This window comes from Desulfoconvexum algidum (genome assembly GCF_055382125.1).
Genome location: NZ_AP042394.1, coordinates 3830049 through 3847596, shown reverse-complemented (window position 1 = coordinate 3847596; position 17548 = coordinate 3830049). Strand labels below are relative to the sequence as shown.

Sequence of the window (17548 nt, the reverse complement as noted above, 5' to 3'; positions counted from 1 at the left end):
AGAAGCATATACGCCAATGATGTGGCGCATATGCTTTTTTAAAATATCTACTAGGGTTTTATCCTGATGGAGGGATATAATCCCTCAAGCTCTCCTTTAGGGTAGGGCTGAATAATATTAAACGAGATGTTTTGGTCGTCCTGGGCGTGTCCCCGGTTTTCACCATTATGAAACAGGGCGCCATTTGCCAATAAAATATGCTCAAGTCTTTTTTTAAACCCTTCAATAAAAACAGAGCCCAGGCCTGAAAACTTCATTCTTCCGATTTTCAGGGTATCCCGTATCTCAACCAGCTCATCCAGGGCAATTGAGTTATTCTTAATATCTTCTTCAGACCGGATAAATCCCCAGATCAGATGCTCTTCGGGGATGGTGATCGGGACATCGGGATCAATGATGGTATGGGGCATGATAATGCAGCCTTCCCCTATGTTAATGGGGGCGGTGGGTTTGCCATTTAAAAATGAATTAAATCCCACAAAGGTTGAATGGCCAATATCCGAATGGATAATTTTTCCGCCGTGTGCGGTGATGCAATTGCCCGACAGTTGTGAATTGATAATATAGGTATTTTCCTGGGCATTGGACCCGTCTCCCATGATGGCATTCTCTAAAAAAGCCCGTTGGGCGACCAGGACATTTTCACCGATCTGAATTTTACCCTGAACTACTGCATACCGGTTAACAGCAGAGGTCGGTGGTGCTTTTATGGAGTCAAGATTCATCACATCAAACAATTTTTCATAGTCTTGTTCTCGTTCTTTCACAAAATCATAGATAATTCCCCGGGGTTGGTGATAAGAATTGACCCCCACATAATTGTCCAGAATTTCTTTCTTAAATTTATATTTAAATTCAAAATTTTGGTTTCGGATCCACACGGTTCCCGGATCCACCTTCCGATGGAACAGTTCTCCTGTCTGAACATAGGAAAATTCACCGATAATACACGAATGCAGATTCATCATATCCACGGTGGCAAAGGGACCTAGAAAACAGCCCTGGAGGTCTGACCCGTGAATATTCACATAATGGGCGGAGATGGTATTATGAATACTGAATTCTTCGGGACTTTCCAGGTTATGGGAGTTGCTGTGAACCAATGTTTTATACAAAAGGCTGTCTCTTATGGTGATCCGCTCATCTTCAACAAGGGGCACATCCTTTCGATAACGGACCGTATCTCCCTTGCGTTTTAATTCATCTCCCCGGATATCACTTTTGTAGATGGCGGATCTGCCCACATAACATTGTCCCAGGAAATAGGAGCCGGCAATGTTGGAGTTTCGAAAATGAAAAAAAATGGGATGCTGGGAGGTGATTCCGTAAAATGCATAGAATTTGAGCATCTTATCATAATCAAGGGAATATTTTACAAAGTCTTCTGTATCAAAACCAAACTCTTCTAAATTAACATTTACGCGACGGATAATCCTGTCATTTAATTCCTTTAGCTGTTTCATTTTAAAAATCCTCTTTTTAATATAATAGTTTAAATTTTTATTTAAAAAAAGTTAACAACGCATGAAGATTTGTAAGGGGGTGGGGAGGACAGCCGGGTATAAACAGGTCCACCGGTAAAATCGTGTCCAACCCTTGCGAGATTTCAGGGCTTCCCACAAAGGGGCCGCCGGTCAGGGCACAGCTGCCCACCGCAATCACCACTTTTGGTTCTGGGATGGCTTCATATGTTTTTAAAAGAGCCGTCCGCATATTTTTGGAGACAGGTCCTGTTACCACAATCCCGTCTGAATGACGGGGGGAGGCCACAAAATTAATGCCAAACCGGGCCAGATCAAAAAAAGGGGTGGCCAAAACGTTCAGGTCGGCTTCACAGGCATTGCACCCCCCTGCCGATACCTGGCGAAGCTGTAAGGATTTGCCGAATAAACCTTTAAAATGCTGCTTTGAGTGCTCTGCCAGGCTAGGCAGATTCCCATCGGTGATGAGGTGTTCTTTCTGGGCAGTTGCAATTTCAAAATCCCCGGTAAATTGAACAAAGCGTCCTTGTGAAATCTGTTCACAGGTGCCGCAGAAAATACAACGCCCCATATCAATTTTTTTGGCACTGATGTCAATGGCGTCCTGGGGGCAGGCAGCGGCACAGGCTTGGATGACCTCCAGAGGCGCATCCTTTTGAACAATGGGTCTGCCGCGATAGCGGGTGAACACAGCCGGTTTTTCCTTCGGGTAGTTGCAGGTTTTGTAACCTTGTTCAAATCTATTTTTAAGTGTAGTGAACATTATAATACTCTCTTTATTCTGTTTGGTATCAAAGGTCAAATCCGCAATAGGAAAGATTGAAACTTTTATTATTTAAAGGAAAATCTGATATCCCGGTATTCCTTAAAGACATTGCAAGGCCGTTCCAGTTGTGAAAAGACGGGTCTTTGACCTTGTAGCGAAGGACGTTGCCGTTTTTGTCGGTGATCATGGCATGGGAGACTTCCCCCCGCCAGGCTTCATTTATCGTCACCACGAAAGAGTTGGGTGGCAATGATTTGATGGTGTTGTCCACACATTGGGTTTCCACCTGCTGGGCAATTAAAGATTGGATGATATTGATGGATTGAAGCACTTCATCATATCTTACCTTTGCACGGGAATAGACATCACCGGCTGTTTTTTTATTTTCAGGAATGTTCAATTGCCGATAGTGTTCCGTGGGAAAACAGCGGCGAACGTCATAGGAGAGGCCCGCAGCACGTCCTGCAGGTCCCACCAGACCCAATTGGTCAGCATCAAAATTGCTTACCCAGCCGCAGTCTTCAAACCGGGCCCGAACAGTGGAAGCGGAAAAAAGAAGATCCAGCACATGTTTTACCTGGGGCTTTAACTCTTTGAGCCGTTCATCAAGGGTTTTGCGAACTTCGTCATTCAGGTCGAACCGGACCCCTCCTGGGCGAACCAGTCCTTTTCCAAACCGGTTGCCGCATATCAATAGCATCAGGTTTAAAAAATCGCCTCGAATCCGTCCAAAATAGTTGGCCGGCGGTAAAAAGGCCACATCTCCGCTCAATGCGCCAAGATCACCGATATGGTTGGCCAGCCGTTCAAGTTCCAGGGCGATGGTTCGAATGATCTGGGCACCGGTATCCGGTTGAACCCGGGTTAATGATTCGACTGCCTGGGCCATGCACAGACAATGGCCGATGGTGGTGTCCCCTGCGATGTTTTCAGCAAGGATGGGCAATCTCTTGGCCTTCACATCATGGAAAAGAGCCTCCACCCCCCTGTGTTGGTATCCCAGCTGGATCTCCAGGTGAAGTACCCTCTCTCCTATGCAATTGAACCGGAAATGGCCGGGTTCTATGACACCGGCATGAACCGGCCCCACGGCCACTTCATGGATTTCATCCCCATCCACCTGGTAAAACTCGTAATTGCCCGGAATATCCTGGGTGTAATCATTGCCAAATACATCGGGCAGATCTCGATAGTTGGGGTGGTATCGGACCATTTTCAGCCAGGGGTGATTTTCAGGTGTAATCCCAAATTGTTCTGCAATTTCCCTTTCAAACATGTGAAAGGGTTCACAGGTTTGACTGAAACTAGGATATGTAGCGGGTGCATCGCAGCCAGCCACAATGAGCGTGTCGGTTCGTAAAACCGCCAGAAGTTTAATGGCGCCCTCATTTTCATAGGCAAAAAATTGAACCACCTTGCCCCCTGTTTTTACAATTTTTAGGGCCGTGCTCCTGAAATCATCAAATGAAAGATGGGGGATACGGTTCAGGTCTAATGTTTCACCATTTAAAATGTTTAAAAAAGCGTTTGTCATCTAAGTCCTCCGCCAACGGCAGTCACAGCATCAACAATGGTTTGATATACGGTATCGGGCATATAAAAACTCAATATCAAAGAGGTTAATAACAGGACATATTGGGGCCAGATCATGCTGGCCTTTTCTTTTAATTGAATTTTTCCCTCAAAATCATCAAAGGAGATTTTCATTATCTGGTTGGTAAATCCGGCAAAGATCACACACAAGGCTGTAATAAAAATACCGATGGTCAGGTAGTGGCCGGACCGAAACGCCCCCACAATAATAAACAGCTCCCCGATAAAGATCCCAAAGGGGGGAAACCCGGATATGCCGGCAAATCCGCTGAAAAATGCGATAAATGTTTTGGGCATTCGGCTGACCATGTCTCCGGTGGCGGTTATAAACCGGTTTCCATATCCCAATAAAATGTTGCCCGAAGATAAAAACAGGGAGGATTTGATGAGACTGTGGTGAATCATGCAGAGGATGGCACCATAGGCGGCGATTCCGCCGATGCCTGTTCCCACGGCGATGATTCCCATGTTTTCGATGCTGGAATAGGCCAGCATCCGTTTGTATTCGTTTTGTTTAATAATAAAGGTGGCAGCTGCCAGGATGGACATCAACCCGAACACAATCAGAATTGCACTTGAAAAATCATTGAGCCCGGCTGCAACCATGATTTTATTGGTTTTAAAAATTCCCAGGTAGGCACAATTTAACAATACACCGGACAAGAGGGCCGAAGCGGGGCTTGGGGCTTCGCTATGGGCGTCGGGAAGCCAGGTGTGCATGGGGGCAAGGCCCATTTTTGTTCCATACCCCACCAAAATAAAAACAAATCCGACTTTCAGCCACAACGGATCTAAGGATTTGGCAACCTGTGTGAGGGCTGAAAAAGAAAGGGGGGCATCCACATGCCCCAGGTCCATGGCCAGGGTAACAAAGACGGATCCCAACAATGCCATGGCAATTCCCACCGAACAAATAAGCACATATTTCCAGGTGGCTTCAAGGGAGGCGCTGGATCTATGGGTATAGATCAGGGGCGCACTGGCAAGGGTAGTGGCTTCTATGGCGATCCACATGATCATGATATGGTCCGACAGGGTGACCATGGTCATGGTCGCTAAAAACAGGAGCATAAATCCTGTGAAAACATTTTCTGCATGGATTTCAATCTCTTTAAGATACCCGATGGTATAGATGGAAATCAGGAAAAACAGCAGGGAAATAACCAATAAAGACAGCAACCCTTCGGGGGTAACCGCAAAATATGTGCTGAAATAAGCGATGGGTCTGTTTATCCACAAGGACACAGACAAAACAAGATGGATGGCTCCGGTAACGACCAAAAGAGACCGACCGATCTGCTTGGGCATAAAAAATGCCAGGAGACCTGTTATAAAAGGGGCCAGAATAATGATTTCTACCATGAAAAAATACCTATTCCTTTAAAGTTCTGAGAAGTGATGTATCAACATCATCAAAGGTGCGTTTGATGTTTTGAAGGATGATGGCCATGATCATAACCCCGGCCAGGACATCCAGCAAAATACCAAATTCGACTATATGCCGGGCACGAACTGAAAAAGTGGTGCCCACAAGGTAAATTCCGTTTTCCATCATGATATACCCCAATACCATGGCAATGGCATTTCTTCTTGCCATCAAAAGAAACATTCCTGTCACAAGAATAGAAATAGCGGCAGGAAATAAAAGTGTATATTGACTGATGGCGGGAATATTCAGCTGTCGGCTGATATAGGTTGCAGCCACTATGAGTCCAAGGCCACACAGCAGCGAGGCATGATAGTTGATAATGGGTTCGACCTCCCTGTGAATCTCCACCCGTTTAATGGCAATGTAAATTGCCATGGGAATAATGATGCCCCGAATCAATAGGGTGGCCAGGGTAAAGATCGTCCCCCCAATGCTCATGTGATATCCCAAGAAAAAAGGAACAATGGAAACCACAATTCCCTGGAAACCAACCACCTTTATTAGTATGGAAAGTCGGCTGGAGCCAAAGGAAAATAACACGGAAAGCAGGACAAATGTTAAAATGGTATCAACCGGGTCTAATATCATCGGATAAACTCCAGGGTGAGGATGGTTGCAAAAAAAGCCAGGGCAAAGGAGGTCAATACAAATTGGGGTACTTTGTCCATTCTGAAACGGGCAATGACCGATTCCACAACACCAATGGCGGCATATACGATCACAAGTCCCAGAACATAGAGGCCAAAATTAAGGACGGCCATTCCTGAGCCAAAGGGTAAGATTAATCTTGAAACAATGGTTGAATAGAAGAAAAGCTTGCAAAAAGATCCAAGTTCTATGAGTCCCAAATCCGGTCCGCTGTGATCTAAGACCATGACTTCATGGATCATGGTAAGCTCCAGGTGTGTGGCAGGATCATCCGCCGGAACCCTTGAATTTTCTGTCAATAGAATAATGAAAAAAGCAAAGACAATATAGACCAGGTGGGCACCGGCCGAATGCCACAGCCCCATTGTGTTTTCGCCTGTAAAATAGGCGGACAAGTTAAGCTCATTGGTGAGTCGATAGAAAAAGATCAAAATCATAAAGGTTGCGGCTTCACAAATAATGGGAAAATAGGCTTCCCTGGCAGCGCCCATACCTTCGAAGGGGGAGGCGGTATCCATGGCAGCAGCAATGGTAAAAAATCGGCCCAGTCCCAATATATATAAAACAAAGATGATATCCCCATCAAAGGAAAAGATCGGGGGAACGCCTGCAATGGGCAGAAACATGAGAACCGTGACAGCAGAACACAGGGAAACAATGGGTCCCAGTTTAAACATGAAGGTTGTGCTGGTGCTGTATACGGAACCCTTTTTAAACAGCTTGATCAATGTATAATAATTAATCAATAGTGGGGGGCCCTTTTTCCCTCCGAAAAATGCCTTTACCTTGAGGATAATGGCCGAAAAAAATGGCGCCAGCAAAATTGCAAGAAGCCAGAGAACAACGGATTCAATCATGAAATTTTCCCAGTTAATTTATATGAAAAATAATAATAAAATGATAGCCAGTAAAATATAGCCGATATAAAGATGGATATCCCCATGCTGGATCCATCTTAATTTATCAAAGAAAAACAGGATGGGGTTGACGATTACCCGATTCATATAAATTTGTGCAATATCATTTACATGGCTGTGGTAATGGGTTTTTTTAGGAAATAGCCCCATGATTTTTGCATGATTTTCTGTGAGCGGTGCAACCGGCCTGAAAAAATCAAGCAGAAAAGAGGCATATGAGGAACCGGTATATTGCATCCTTACGGTTGGCTGTGTAAATCCACACCCCCAGGTGCCTGCGGCAGTGATGGTTTTCCCTTTGTATAAAAACAAACGAATCCCTGCCACCAGAAGAAAAAGAAGCAGAAAAATCATTGCAGCCAGGGAAATATTACCGGTGATCTGCAAAATGGGGTCAAAGGTGTCAGGGGCAAATTTAAGGCCAAGAGCTGAAACCGCCTTAATGGGCAGTTGAATAATAAGATTCGGAAATAACCCGATCAAAATACAGGCAGTGGCCAGAACTGACATGGATATCAGCATGGTTGCGCCTTGTTCCCCAACATTTTTCCCGGCCTTGGACCTGGGTTCTCCCTGGAAAACAACCCCCACCACCTTTGTGAAACAGGCCAATGCCAGCCCGCCAATTACGGCCAGACTGATAATGCCCAACATACTCATGATCAATGCCGAGTTTTCAAGGGCGATTCCCTTAAACCCGCCGACATAGATAAAAAATTCACCCACAAACCCGTTAAAAAGAGGCAATCCTGAAATGGCAAGGGAGCCAATAATAAAGGTAACTCCGGTGATTCTCATTCGTTTTAACAGCCCGCCCAATGCATCAATGGAGCTTGTGCCTGTTTGATGAAGGACCATTCCGGCGCCCATGAACAACAAAGATTTGAAAATGGAATGGTTGAGGATGTGCAAAAATCCTCCGGTAAACCCCAGAACTGCCATCACCGGGTTTCCAGAGGAGATGCCAATCATTCCTAGTCCCAGGCCGATTAAGATGATGCCGATATTTTCAACGCTGTGGTATGCCAGCAGCTGTTTAAGATCATGTTGACCAAGAGCGTATAAAACCCCGAGAACACCCGAAACAGAGCCTGCAACCAAAAGGATGTTTCCAAAAACAGGGGTGTGAAAGTTCAGGAGCATATATATTCGGATAATACCGTAAATGCCGGTTTTGATCATCACCCCGGACATTAGGGCAGAAATATGGCTGGGGGCGGCAGGATGGGCATATGGCAGCCAGACATGAAAGGGGAAGACACCCGCTTTTGAGCCAAATCCGATAAAAGCGAAGATAAAAATCAGAATTTTAGCGGAATCTGGAATGGCATCCATTGGGCCAAAGCCAAAGTTGCCGGTATAGGTGTAGATGATGCCAAATGCAGCCAGAATGAACATGGCACCGACATGGGAAAAGATAAAATAAAGATATCCTGCGCTTCGATTTTCAGCTAAATGATGGTTGTAAATCACCAGGAAAAAAGAGGACAGGGACATGATCTCCCAGGACAGCATGAAACTTATGATATTGGATGCGGTGACCACCAATGCCATGGCGCAGATGAGAATGCTGAAGAAAAAATAGTTGATCCCGGCTTTGACTGCATTTTTTTCATGACCCATGTAATGGTAACTATAAAATGAGGCCACAAGGGAAATGGCAAAAATGGTCAACAAAAAAAATGCGGAAACACCGTCAATTTGAAAGTCCAGTGAAAAAACATTTAAATAGGGAAAGGATCCAACATAGGTGCCCGATTGAAAAAGTTTTGTTACCGCATCTATTAAGCCCCAAACACAGCCGGCGCATAATAAAAATACAGCAATGATCTTTGCAGATTTAAGGTATCCTGCTAAAAGAATGGATAAAAAACCACCCGATAAAATTATCAGTAGTGATACAAAAAATTGACTCATATACTCCCCAATCTAATATTTTATAGGAACTGACGTTATTTTAAGTATAGTGCAAACTGTAAACATAGTTCATTTTTAGAAATGAATTATTAAGAAATTTCATTTCCCTTGGTTTCATCTTAGGCATAAGTGTTTTATAAATATTTTTTGTTTGATGTCTGGCCATTGCTTACCGCTGTCTTTACCTGTTTTTATTCAAATATAAACCTGATTTTTGTCAATTCAATTAATGGAGAACTGAGGTTTTGTCAAGGGGGGAATGAAAAACGGTGACAGTCCCTGGACTAAAGTTTCAAAAGCAGCACCCTTGAGTTTCGTTCAAGATTATATCCTTTCTGCCGGGATTCTGGAAGTTCAGATGGGCTGGCCCAGACAAATCCGAATTCAAAAAACCAGTCTGTTGCCTTTGTGGTCAGAAGAAAAAGGTTCTTTAACCGTTTTTTTCGGGCGGTTTGGATGAGATATTGCACAATTCCAAAGCCGATGCCTTTGGATTTGTAAGTGTCATTCACCGCAACGGCACCGATTTCAGCCCAGCCGTCATCCAGTTCGTAAAGCGCGCCGCATCCGTATACGGCCTGGTCAACCGCATAGATATAGTAGGCATGGATATTTTTCTTAATGTCTGATGCCCTTCGAGGGACCAGGTTGCCTTTTCTAACATAATTATCCAAAAGGTGGAGTATTTCAGGAACATCCCCAAGGGTGGCTTTGCGAATATGGGCATATTGATTGCCGTAGATCAATGTGCCGCCGCCGATACTCGAGAAAACTTCCTGAAGCAGACGGCCTTCTATCCTCCCGTCGATAATATGAACCCGGCTGACCCCTTTTGGCCGATCGATCACTTCCTTTGAATATGCCAGCAGCGATAGGTTTTCAACGCTTAAGTGCGCCTTGTTTTTGGCTATCATGAAATCCACATGGCCAAGGTCCATGTTGGAAAAAATTTTTCCATTGGGGTGGACCTGACTTCCCGGCGGGAGTTCAATCCCTTTGGTGGGAATGGCATCCTGGGCCCGGATAAAAAATAGTTTTTCAATGGTAAGATCCAGGCAGATCTGCCGGGCAATCTGGTCTGAGTTTAAATTATAAAAATCTCCTGTGGAATTCATCCCGATATTATAAACCACCGGGATAAAGTCCTGGGCCAGAAGTTTATGAATAATACCAGATTGAATTTTTTCAACATGACCGGTGTATTGGTAATCTTGTCCCTCACATACCCCCAAGGCTCTTGCCCGGATCCAGTTTCCCATGATCCCGTTGGCATTGCCTGCGGACAAGTGGGAAATAATCGACTGTGCCACCTCCATGGCGGCAAGCTTGACGCAGGCCATGGCCGAATTTGTGGTAATCCGGATGCCATTGACAACCCGTGTCGGGCAGTTTGTTTTGGCCAGATGGCGTTCAATGCTTGCCCGGGTGCCTGCCACGATGATCATATGGATACCGATATCGTGCAATTGGACAATATCTTTCATCAGCAGGGGGAAAAGGGGATGATCAATAAGGGTGTCTTCTATTTTTAGTACAAAGGTTTTACCCCTATACCGGCGTATATAGTCAAAGACCTCCCGTATGGTGTTAACCCCGGCCCGATCCGCATATCGTTGTGGTAGTTGGAGATTCATACCGGCAGCTTTCCTATACGGGTATCATAACGTCACAAACCAACTTAAACACATCGGACAGCCTGAGGATACCGATAACTTTGTTGGCCTTTGAAACGAGCAGGGACTGGTGGTGGCCGAGAATCAATTGATGGATTGCATCGGCAATAGTGGCGCTTTCATCCACATATTCTCCTTCCTCAAGAGAATACATGATGTCTTTTGCCTTGAGTTTTGAGGCTTTTTTCACAAGGTTTTCAAGGCTATCCTCCCAGAGACAATATCGTTCCATCATGGCGCTTAAAAAGTCATTGCTCAGACCGAATCTGGACAGGCCCATCTTGCTCATTTTTTCCGGTTGTCCGATTTGGCAATATTTGGGTTCAAGGGATCTTAAAACATCAAAAGCGCTAATCTTTCCCACAATATTGTTTTGTTTGTCATACACGAGAATCGCTCGGTATTTATAGCTTTTGGGGTCATTGTGTGTCTGGGTTTTCTGAAGGGATTTAATTGCCTTTTTCAGGGTATCCTCTTCATTCACCGTGGCATATTCGGACAGAGGGACCATGATGTCCTTGATAAGTATTGTTTTCATATGTAATTTTCCTTAAATTATTTTAACAATATGGGCATTCCCATGAGGGGCCAGATAAAAGCGACGGCTACACCCACCAAAATCATGAGAATAATACTGGCCGGGATGCCATAGAGGAAAAATTCACCGGTGGTAAATTGTTTTGAATTGTAGGCAATGGCATTGGGCGCCGCACCCACCAGGAGCAAAAAAGGCATGCCAGCTGTTACCAGGGCTGCAAATAAAATCACTTCGGGAGCCACATTCAGGTAGGGGGCCACTACCAGGGCCACGGGCAGGGAGATGGCAATGGCGGCCACATTCATGATAAAATTGGTCATGATCAGAATGAAAAAGGCAATGCTCATGACAAAAACAAACCAATGGGAGTCTTTGAATATGGCCAGCCAGTTGATGGCCAGCCATTCAGCCGCCCCTGTCTCCCAAAGGCAGAACCCGATACTCATGGCGCCACCGAAAAGCAGCATGATATTCCATGGCACTGTTTCAAGATCTTTTATATCCAGAATACGGAAGACAAAAAACAGGATGGTGGACACCAGGATGATGGCATTTTTGTCCAGAACGTTCAAGGCGGGAACAAATTGTTTGACGGACATGATAAAGATACAGGAAAAAATAATGGTGGCCGATAGAATCTCGTTTCGAGTGAATTTGCCCATGGCTTTGCTTAGCTTTTTTGCTTTTTCACGCAGTCCCGGGATGGTTTTTTTTTCCGGTTTGAAAAAGACCATGAAAAATCCCCACAAAATAAAGGTCATGGCCCAGCCGATGGGAAACATGTAATAGGTCAGTTCAAAAAAGCTGATATTCCGGCCCACGATGTCCGCATAAAAACCCAGGGCAACGGCACCCCTGGCAGCCCCCAGCAGGGTGACAATGCTGCCGGCACCGGCAACAAAGGCCATGCCCATGAACAATCCTTTGCCGAATTTGGTGGGTTTGTCATCCTCGGAATACATGGAATAGATGGTCATCAACAACGGAAACATGGTGGCTGCCACTGCCGTGTGGGCCATGATGTGGGTGAGGGCTGCCGTTACCACAAAACAGCCCAGATAGATATTGCTGGTCTTTTCCCCTACAATGGCCAGCATTTTATAGGCCAGCCGGTTGGTGAGTCCTGTCTTGGTAAACACCATGCCAATGACAAGGGAGGCAAAAATAAAGAGTACTGAAGGTGTCATGAAGTCGGTGAACGCCTTGGATGCTGGCCGAATCATGAATAATACCTGCAACACACCGATGGTTAGACTGGTGATGCCGATGGGAATCACTTCAAAAATCCACCAGGTGCCGGCTAGAAGAAAAACTGCCAGGGCGCCCTTTGCTTGCTGGCTTAAGATAAAATGTTTGCCGGTGGGATCAATGGCATCGGGCCAGGCCGGAGAAAAGTTTACAATTGCAAAGAGGATAATGCCTGTCAGCAGAAACAAGATTCGTTTCCAGTCAATCTGAGTATGTGAGGGGTCCATTGTTTGGGTTGTCATGACGATCTATCTCCTGTAATTACCAGCCGCGGGTGCGTAAAATGTTTTCGATTTCAGCCTGACGAATACGTTCTTCATTGGCATGTTTATAGGCATGAGCCTTTTTGATTTTGTCTGCGAGGCGTTCTGTTTCCGTGGGTTTGATCAGAAAATCAAAGGCCCCCAGCTTCATCCCCTGGATGGCATTCTCAACGGTTGCTTCCCCTGTCAGCATAATCACCGGGGTTAAGGGGGTGTGTTCCTTTATTTTTTTCAAGGCATCGATGCCGTTTATTTCCGGCATCTGAACATCGAGGATGATGACATCAAAATTAATTTTTTCCGCTATTTTAATGGCGGCACCACCAGAGTCTACGGTGGTGACGTCAAAATCTCTCATTTCAAGCCGTTGGGCAAGGGTTTCGATGAATTCTTTCTCATCATCGGCAATCAATACTTTTATTTTCATTTTTATATGGGTCCTTATGATTTTAGGATTTTACAAATCAAATCAGCTGCAAATGGTTTATGCCTTTGCAGCTGCTATTTTTTCATAGGCTTTTTTCATGGTTTGGGTAATTAAATCAATATCAGCCGGTTTCTGGAGATAGGCAAACGCCCCTAGACTCATACAGGTTTCCCGGTCCGCTTTAGAGCCGTGGCCGGTGAGGATGATGACCTCGATGTGGGGCTTGGTCTCCTTGATGGTTTTCAATACCTCAAATCCGTCAATTCCGGGCATTTTTAAATCCAGGAGAATGACTTCCGTATCTTCTTCATCTGTAAAATCCAGGGCTTGCTGACCATTATAGGCAATCTCGTTTGTAAACTTGCGCATTTTGAGGCGTTCTGACAGGGTCTGGACAAATTCCTTTTCATCATCCACCAGAAGAATTCGTAAAGGGGTTTCAAATTCATAATTATGGATGATATTGCCCTTGTAATAATTTTGTCCGATTTTTGTTTCCACAAATTTAACCCCTGGAACAGCCTGGGCTGCCTGGATGATTTTTTGCTGGAATTTTGAGAGCAACATCACTTTTTTATCAATGATGACGATCACAATTCCTCGGTTGGATTCCACCAGAAGTCCCTGGCCGATGTGACTTAGGGCCAGTTCAACATCCGCTGTCAGTTTAAAGTCAGCAACTTCTCGCAAGATGAGATCTTCCAGGGTAAAGGGCAGTTTTTTTAAATATTTTGAAACAAGGTCGACCGCTTCAGTTGTGTCAAGCTTGCCCGAAGGAATCACAATATCATAGAGAGATTCATCCCAGGCTTTCTGGTTGAAGAGGCCGGTGGTCCATAACATGGCATGCTTATCAGACAGCTCAATTTCTCTGGTTATTTCTTTTTCAGACACCCCTTTTTTGGTCATTCCGTTTTTAATTCTCTGGGCTTTTTCGGCAATAATCAGCACCCGCATGACATGGGTTACGGTTTTGGGTATCAGGTGCCCGATGATCCCATGTAAAATACAATTGCCGTCACTGACAAAATCTGCGAGGGTATTTTTCAAGGCAGACAGGCATTTTTCCCGTTCGTGGGTAAAATCATTAAAAGCGATTTGTCTGCTTTCCAGCACTTTTTGGAGGGTCGTCAGGCTGATATCATGGGTTTGATGTGTTATTTCAAGAAGTTTGCTATCGCTGATGATGCGGCAATTGAATTTTTTACCCAGCTGCTGGACAATTTCTTCTGAATTTGCATGTAATCCGTTTGTTACGGTTAAAATTGACATATTAATCTCCCTGTTATTGGTTGTTTTATGTTAGGTTTTACTGTTTACAATGTCAGCAAAAAGTGTGCCAATTGTGGTAGCCCTGTAAACTAAGCCGAGTATAAAACGAGCAACCATAAAAGAAACAAAATAGAACTAAATGAAACAAGCGATATGAAACCATATGAAACAAAACAAAACAATCAAGCAGGGGAGGATCTTTCCAACAGAATCCGAATACCCATGGGTGCTTGTGCAATGGGGCTGGTCGTAAGGTTTATCGATTTGCAGCTCGCTTGGATACTCGTCCATTTGGCCGACCCTTGCAACTTTTGGTTGAAAGACGCATTGTCCAGGGCAGGATCCTCAAAACAAAGGTCAATTCCCTTTCTTGCATCCGAGTTTACAATTGTGACCCTAATATCTGCTGTCAGGTCCTGGATTTCCACGAGACATTCAAGGCAGTGCCATAGAAGCGTTTGGAAAAGAACCGGGTCCGTCTCAAAGGAAGGCGCATTTTTACAATCACTGAGTACGATCTGTCTCCCTTGTTGCAAAAAAACTCTTTTGGTCAAAAATATCAGTCTTTTGGCTATTTCATAGATATTGACCGGGCCTAAAATCCTGTCTGTGGTATGGGCAAATCCATTGAGCCCTGAAGTGAGAGCAACCCCTCTGTAAGATTGTTCTTTTATTTTCCCCAGGCAGCGGGTGAGTCTTTCCAAAAGATCGGGCAAATTGTCCGGTAAATTATTCGAGCCCATCTGAATAAAGTCTTCCATGAGACCGGCATTTTCTTTTATGATGGCCAGTACATTCTGGAGTTCATGGGTGGTACTTGCCGTTACCTTGCCGAAAAACGCAGCTGCATCTTCTCTGTCATTCATGATTTCACCTGGGGCGTTTTGTCAAGGGCCAATTTTATTTTGTCAATCAGGGCATAGATATCCAGGGGTTTGATGAGGAAATCAAAGGCCCCGATGCGCATGCCTTCCATACCGTCCTTGGTGGAGCCATGGCCGGTCAGCAATATTACCGGTAGGTCTGGGTTGATTTCTTTGATCTGCCTGAGGGTATTCAGGCCGTTTAACCCGGGCATCATCAGGTCTACAATTGCGATATCAAAGGGTTCATTTACAATCATCTGAATTCCTGACACGCCGTCTCCTGCTGTCTTGCAAAGGTAATCTCTCAACTCCAACCGTTCGGCAAGGGTTGAGATAAATTCCTCTTCATCATCAATCAGGAGAATTTTAATTTTCTTAATTTTCATTGTCTGATTCCATTTTATTTGTTTTTTCCGGGAGAACAATTGTAAAAACAGACCCTTTTCCCTGGGTACTGTCCACAAAGATTTCCCCCCCCAGTTTTGTTATAATGCCGTAGCTGATTGAAAGACCAAGGCCGGTACCTTTTTCTTTTTTGGTGGTGAAAAACGGGTCAAAGATATTTTTAATAATTTCCTTTGAAATACCGCATCCATTATCCGTTATTTTTATTTCCAAGCCCTTGTCTTGAATATTTTTTGTCTCAACATCCACCCGGCCCCGTTCATCCTGAACAGCGGCAAAGGCGTTGGTCAAAAGGTTGAGCAGCACCTGCTGAATCTGTCCATGATCCGAGAGAATCGGTTTTAAGGTATCTGACAATTTTAAATTTACCTCAAGCCTTCGGTAAAGAATATCTTTTTCCAGAAATCCAATGACTTCATGGATGATGGTATTGATCTGGATGGGTTCTATTTTAACATCGATGCGTTTGGAAAACCCCAGGAGTCTGTGGGTTATTTTCCGGCATCGGTCAACCGAGGTGACAATGGACCGGGTGAGGTCTCCAAATTTTGTTTTTTGAGTGAAATCCTTTGAAAGATCAATGAGATCGAGCATCAACCCTGCTTTTTCATTGATAATGGCAAGGGGGTTGTTGATTTCATGGGCCACTCCCGCGGCCAGTCTGCCAATGGAGGATAGTTTCTGGGCGTGCTGGAGTTCAATTAAAACACTTTCCCGACGTTCGTCGGAGGTTTTAATCCTTTTTATCAATACCGCTGACATCTGGACAATGGCAAAGACAATAACGGTTAGGCTGATTAAAAAAATAATGAGCATTTCCGTTTGTAGGGCATACCAGGATTTAAGGGCAACCGACTGGGGCTGTACGATCACAAGGATGTAATCTGCAATTGAAAATCCGGAACTGACAATGATAATATCCCGGTTATTTGCGTCCTTGGTTTCAATACCCTGGGACTTAAATCCTTTACTCGGCAGTTTCAGCGGGCATTTTTCAAGGGTGTTGCCACAATACAGGGAATTGGTCTGAAGAATTCCGTCACTGTTCACAAGAAAGGCATCGGAGCTTCGTTCAAGTCCCATACTGGAAATAAGGTTGTCAAAAAAGTCGGTATCAATGGTTGCCCTGAGGACCCAGATATCCCCGCTGTCCGTAATGACCTGAACCGCAATGACAATATGGGGATATTTTCGGTGCCCGAGAAAGACGTTGCTGATATATTGTCCTTTGATTCGGGTCTCCTGAAAAGAGATCTGTTCTGAATAGTTTTTTCCCAGCAGGGAATAGGGGCCGACATAGCTGACCAAGTCTCCCTTTGCATTGATCAATCCGATATCGACAAACCCGTAGCGCTCTTTTTTTAATGAGGTCAATACTTTGTGAAGGATCTGTTCATTGCCCAGGTTTTCAACGCTGTAGGTGGCGGATATAAACCGCATGATCGCAAGCCTTTGATCCATGAAAAGTTCAAAGGAATGCCGGGTTTTTTCCGTCATGGCATAGAGGGGGGCCATGATCTGATTTCTCAGATGGGTTTTGTATTGAAAATTATTGATGATCAGCATGCAGGCTAGGGGGATAATGGTAATCAACAGCATGATAATAATAATATTTCGGTTTAGAACGGTATAGCGGGTTAGGGGTGTTTTTCGCCAAAACAATAGGGTTTTTTTTAGAGTTTTAAACATGTTTTCCCTCGATCATGCGGTCTGTGAGGACATCGCCGGGTTTCAGAGTGTTTTCAATCCAGCTTTGAAAGGCCAACTTCCAAGCGCCCACGACTGAATCAAAGATGTCGATTTCTTTCCATTTTAAAAATTGATAATATTCCTCTTCTATGCCGCCGCAGATTAGGGTGTTTATATTTTCCGACAATAGAAGGTGACACAGCTCATCAGCTGAAGACCTGGGAAGAACAATGGACTTTTTTTCTTCGATGACCGAATGATTCGAGATTAGAATGATTAAAATTTCAGTGGCCAGATCGAAGCGGGGTGAAATATAATTTTGATGAACCGTGATGGTTATTTTATGTATCATCGTAAAATAAAGCGCTCCCTGTGCTCAATGGGTTGGGCAAGGTGATTTTTATGGTCTTTTCGTT

Annotated in this window: 16 protein-coding genes; all 16 read right to left on the bottom strand. The window is 44.5% G+C overall.

The annotated features are described in order from the left end of the window. Positions 1-50 precede the first annotated feature (50 nt). The gene (locus ACZ45G_RS17510; RefSeq protein ID WP_464171774.1) at positions 51-1463 is read right to left on the bottom strand and encodes a transferase; all 1413 of its coding nucleotides are present in this window, start codon (positions 1461-1463) and stop codon (positions 51-53) included. Positions 1464-1500: 37 nt separating this feature from the next. Continuing rightward, the gene (gene nuoB, locus ACZ45G_RS17505; RefSeq protein WP_464171773.1) at positions 1501-2244 is read right to left on the bottom strand and encodes an NADH-quinone oxidoreductase subunit NuoB; all 744 of its coding nucleotides are present in this window, start codon (positions 2242-2244) and stop codon (positions 1501-1503) included. A 28-nt stretch (positions 2245-2272) separates the two neighbouring features. Then, positions 2273-3781 carry a hydrogenase large subunit gene (locus ACZ45G_RS17500; RefSeq protein ID WP_464171772.1) on the bottom strand — a complete coding sequence of 503 codons (1509 nt, stop codon included), beginning with the start codon at positions 3779-3781 and terminating at the stop codon, positions 2273-2275. Next, positions 3778-5202, bottom strand: coding sequence for a proton-conducting transporter transmembrane domain-containing protein (locus ACZ45G_RS17495; RefSeq protein ID WP_464171771.1), 1425 nt, complete (start codon positions 5200-5202; stop codon positions 3778-3780). The genes ACZ45G_RS17500 and ACZ45G_RS17495 overlap by 4 nt, the downstream gene beginning before the upstream one ends. A gap of 10 nt (positions 5203-5212) precedes the next feature. Next, on the bottom strand, positions 5213-5857 hold the full coding sequence (locus ACZ45G_RS17490; RefSeq protein WP_464171770.1) for an NADH-quinone oxidoreductase subunit K: 645 nt from the start codon (positions 5855-5857) through the stop codon (positions 5213-5215). Beyond that, positions 5854-6774 (bottom strand): respiratory chain complex I subunit 1 family protein, encoded by a 921-nt coding sequence (locus ACZ45G_RS17485; protein ID WP_464171769.1) that lies wholly within the window; start codon positions 6772-6774, stop codon positions 5854-5856. The genes ACZ45G_RS17490 and ACZ45G_RS17485 overlap by 4 nt, the downstream gene beginning before the upstream one ends. A gap of 18 nt (positions 6775-6792) precedes the next feature. Further along, a complete protein-coding gene (locus ACZ45G_RS17480; protein ID WP_464171768.1) occupies positions 6793-8751 on the bottom strand; it encodes a proton-conducting transporter transmembrane domain-containing protein in 1959 nt (652 codons plus the stop codon). Positions 8752-9035: 284 nt separating this feature from the next. Then, positions 9036-10385, bottom strand: a complete 1350-nt coding sequence (argA, locus tag ACZ45G_RS17475) for an amino-acid N-acetyltransferase (protein WP_464171767.1) — start codon at positions 10383-10385, stop codon at positions 9036-9038. Positions 10386-10398: 13 nt separating this feature from the next. Then, positions 10399-10962, bottom strand: a complete 564-nt coding sequence (locus tag ACZ45G_RS17470; RefSeq protein ID WP_464171766.1) for a CBS domain-containing protein — start codon at positions 10960-10962, stop codon at positions 10399-10401. Between the two features lie 17 nt (positions 10963-10979). Then, positions 10980-12452, bottom strand: a complete 1473-nt coding sequence (locus ACZ45G_RS17465; protein WP_464171765.1) for an SLC13 family permease — start codon at positions 12450-12452, stop codon at positions 10980-10982. 19 nt (positions 12453-12471) lie between these two features. After that, complete coding sequence (locus ACZ45G_RS17460) at positions 12472-12900, bottom strand: response regulator (RefSeq protein WP_464171764.1); 429 nt, start codon at positions 12898-12900, stop codon at positions 12472-12474. A 57-nt stretch (positions 12901-12957) separates the two neighbouring features. Beyond that, entirely contained in the window at positions 12958-14172 is a 1215-nt protein-coding gene (locus tag ACZ45G_RS17455; RefSeq protein ID WP_464171763.1) for a cytidylate kinase-like family protein, read from the bottom strand. 182 nt (positions 14173-14354) lie between these two features. Continuing rightward, a complete protein-coding gene (locus ACZ45G_RS17450) occupies positions 14355-15038 on the bottom strand; it encodes a hypothetical protein (protein ID WP_464171762.1) in 684 nt (227 codons plus the stop codon). Next, the gene (locus ACZ45G_RS17445) at positions 15035-15424 is read right to left on the bottom strand and encodes a response regulator (protein WP_464171761.1); all 390 of its coding nucleotides are present in this window, start codon (positions 15422-15424) and stop codon (positions 15035-15037) included. Before ACZ45G_RS17445 ends, ACZ45G_RS17450 begins: the two co-directional genes overlap by 4 nt. After that, positions 15414-17132 (bottom strand): sensor histidine kinase, encoded by a 1719-nt coding sequence (locus ACZ45G_RS17440; protein WP_464171760.1) that lies wholly within the window; start codon positions 17130-17132, stop codon positions 15414-15416. Before ACZ45G_RS17440 ends, ACZ45G_RS17445 begins: the two co-directional genes overlap by 11 nt. After that, complete coding sequence (locus tag ACZ45G_RS17435) at positions 17125-17484, bottom strand: NifB/NifX family molybdenum-iron cluster-binding protein (protein WP_464171759.1); 360 nt, start codon at positions 17482-17484, stop codon at positions 17125-17127. Before ACZ45G_RS17435 ends, ACZ45G_RS17440 begins: the two co-directional genes overlap by 8 nt. Between the last annotated feature and the right edge of the window lie 64 nt (positions 17485-17548).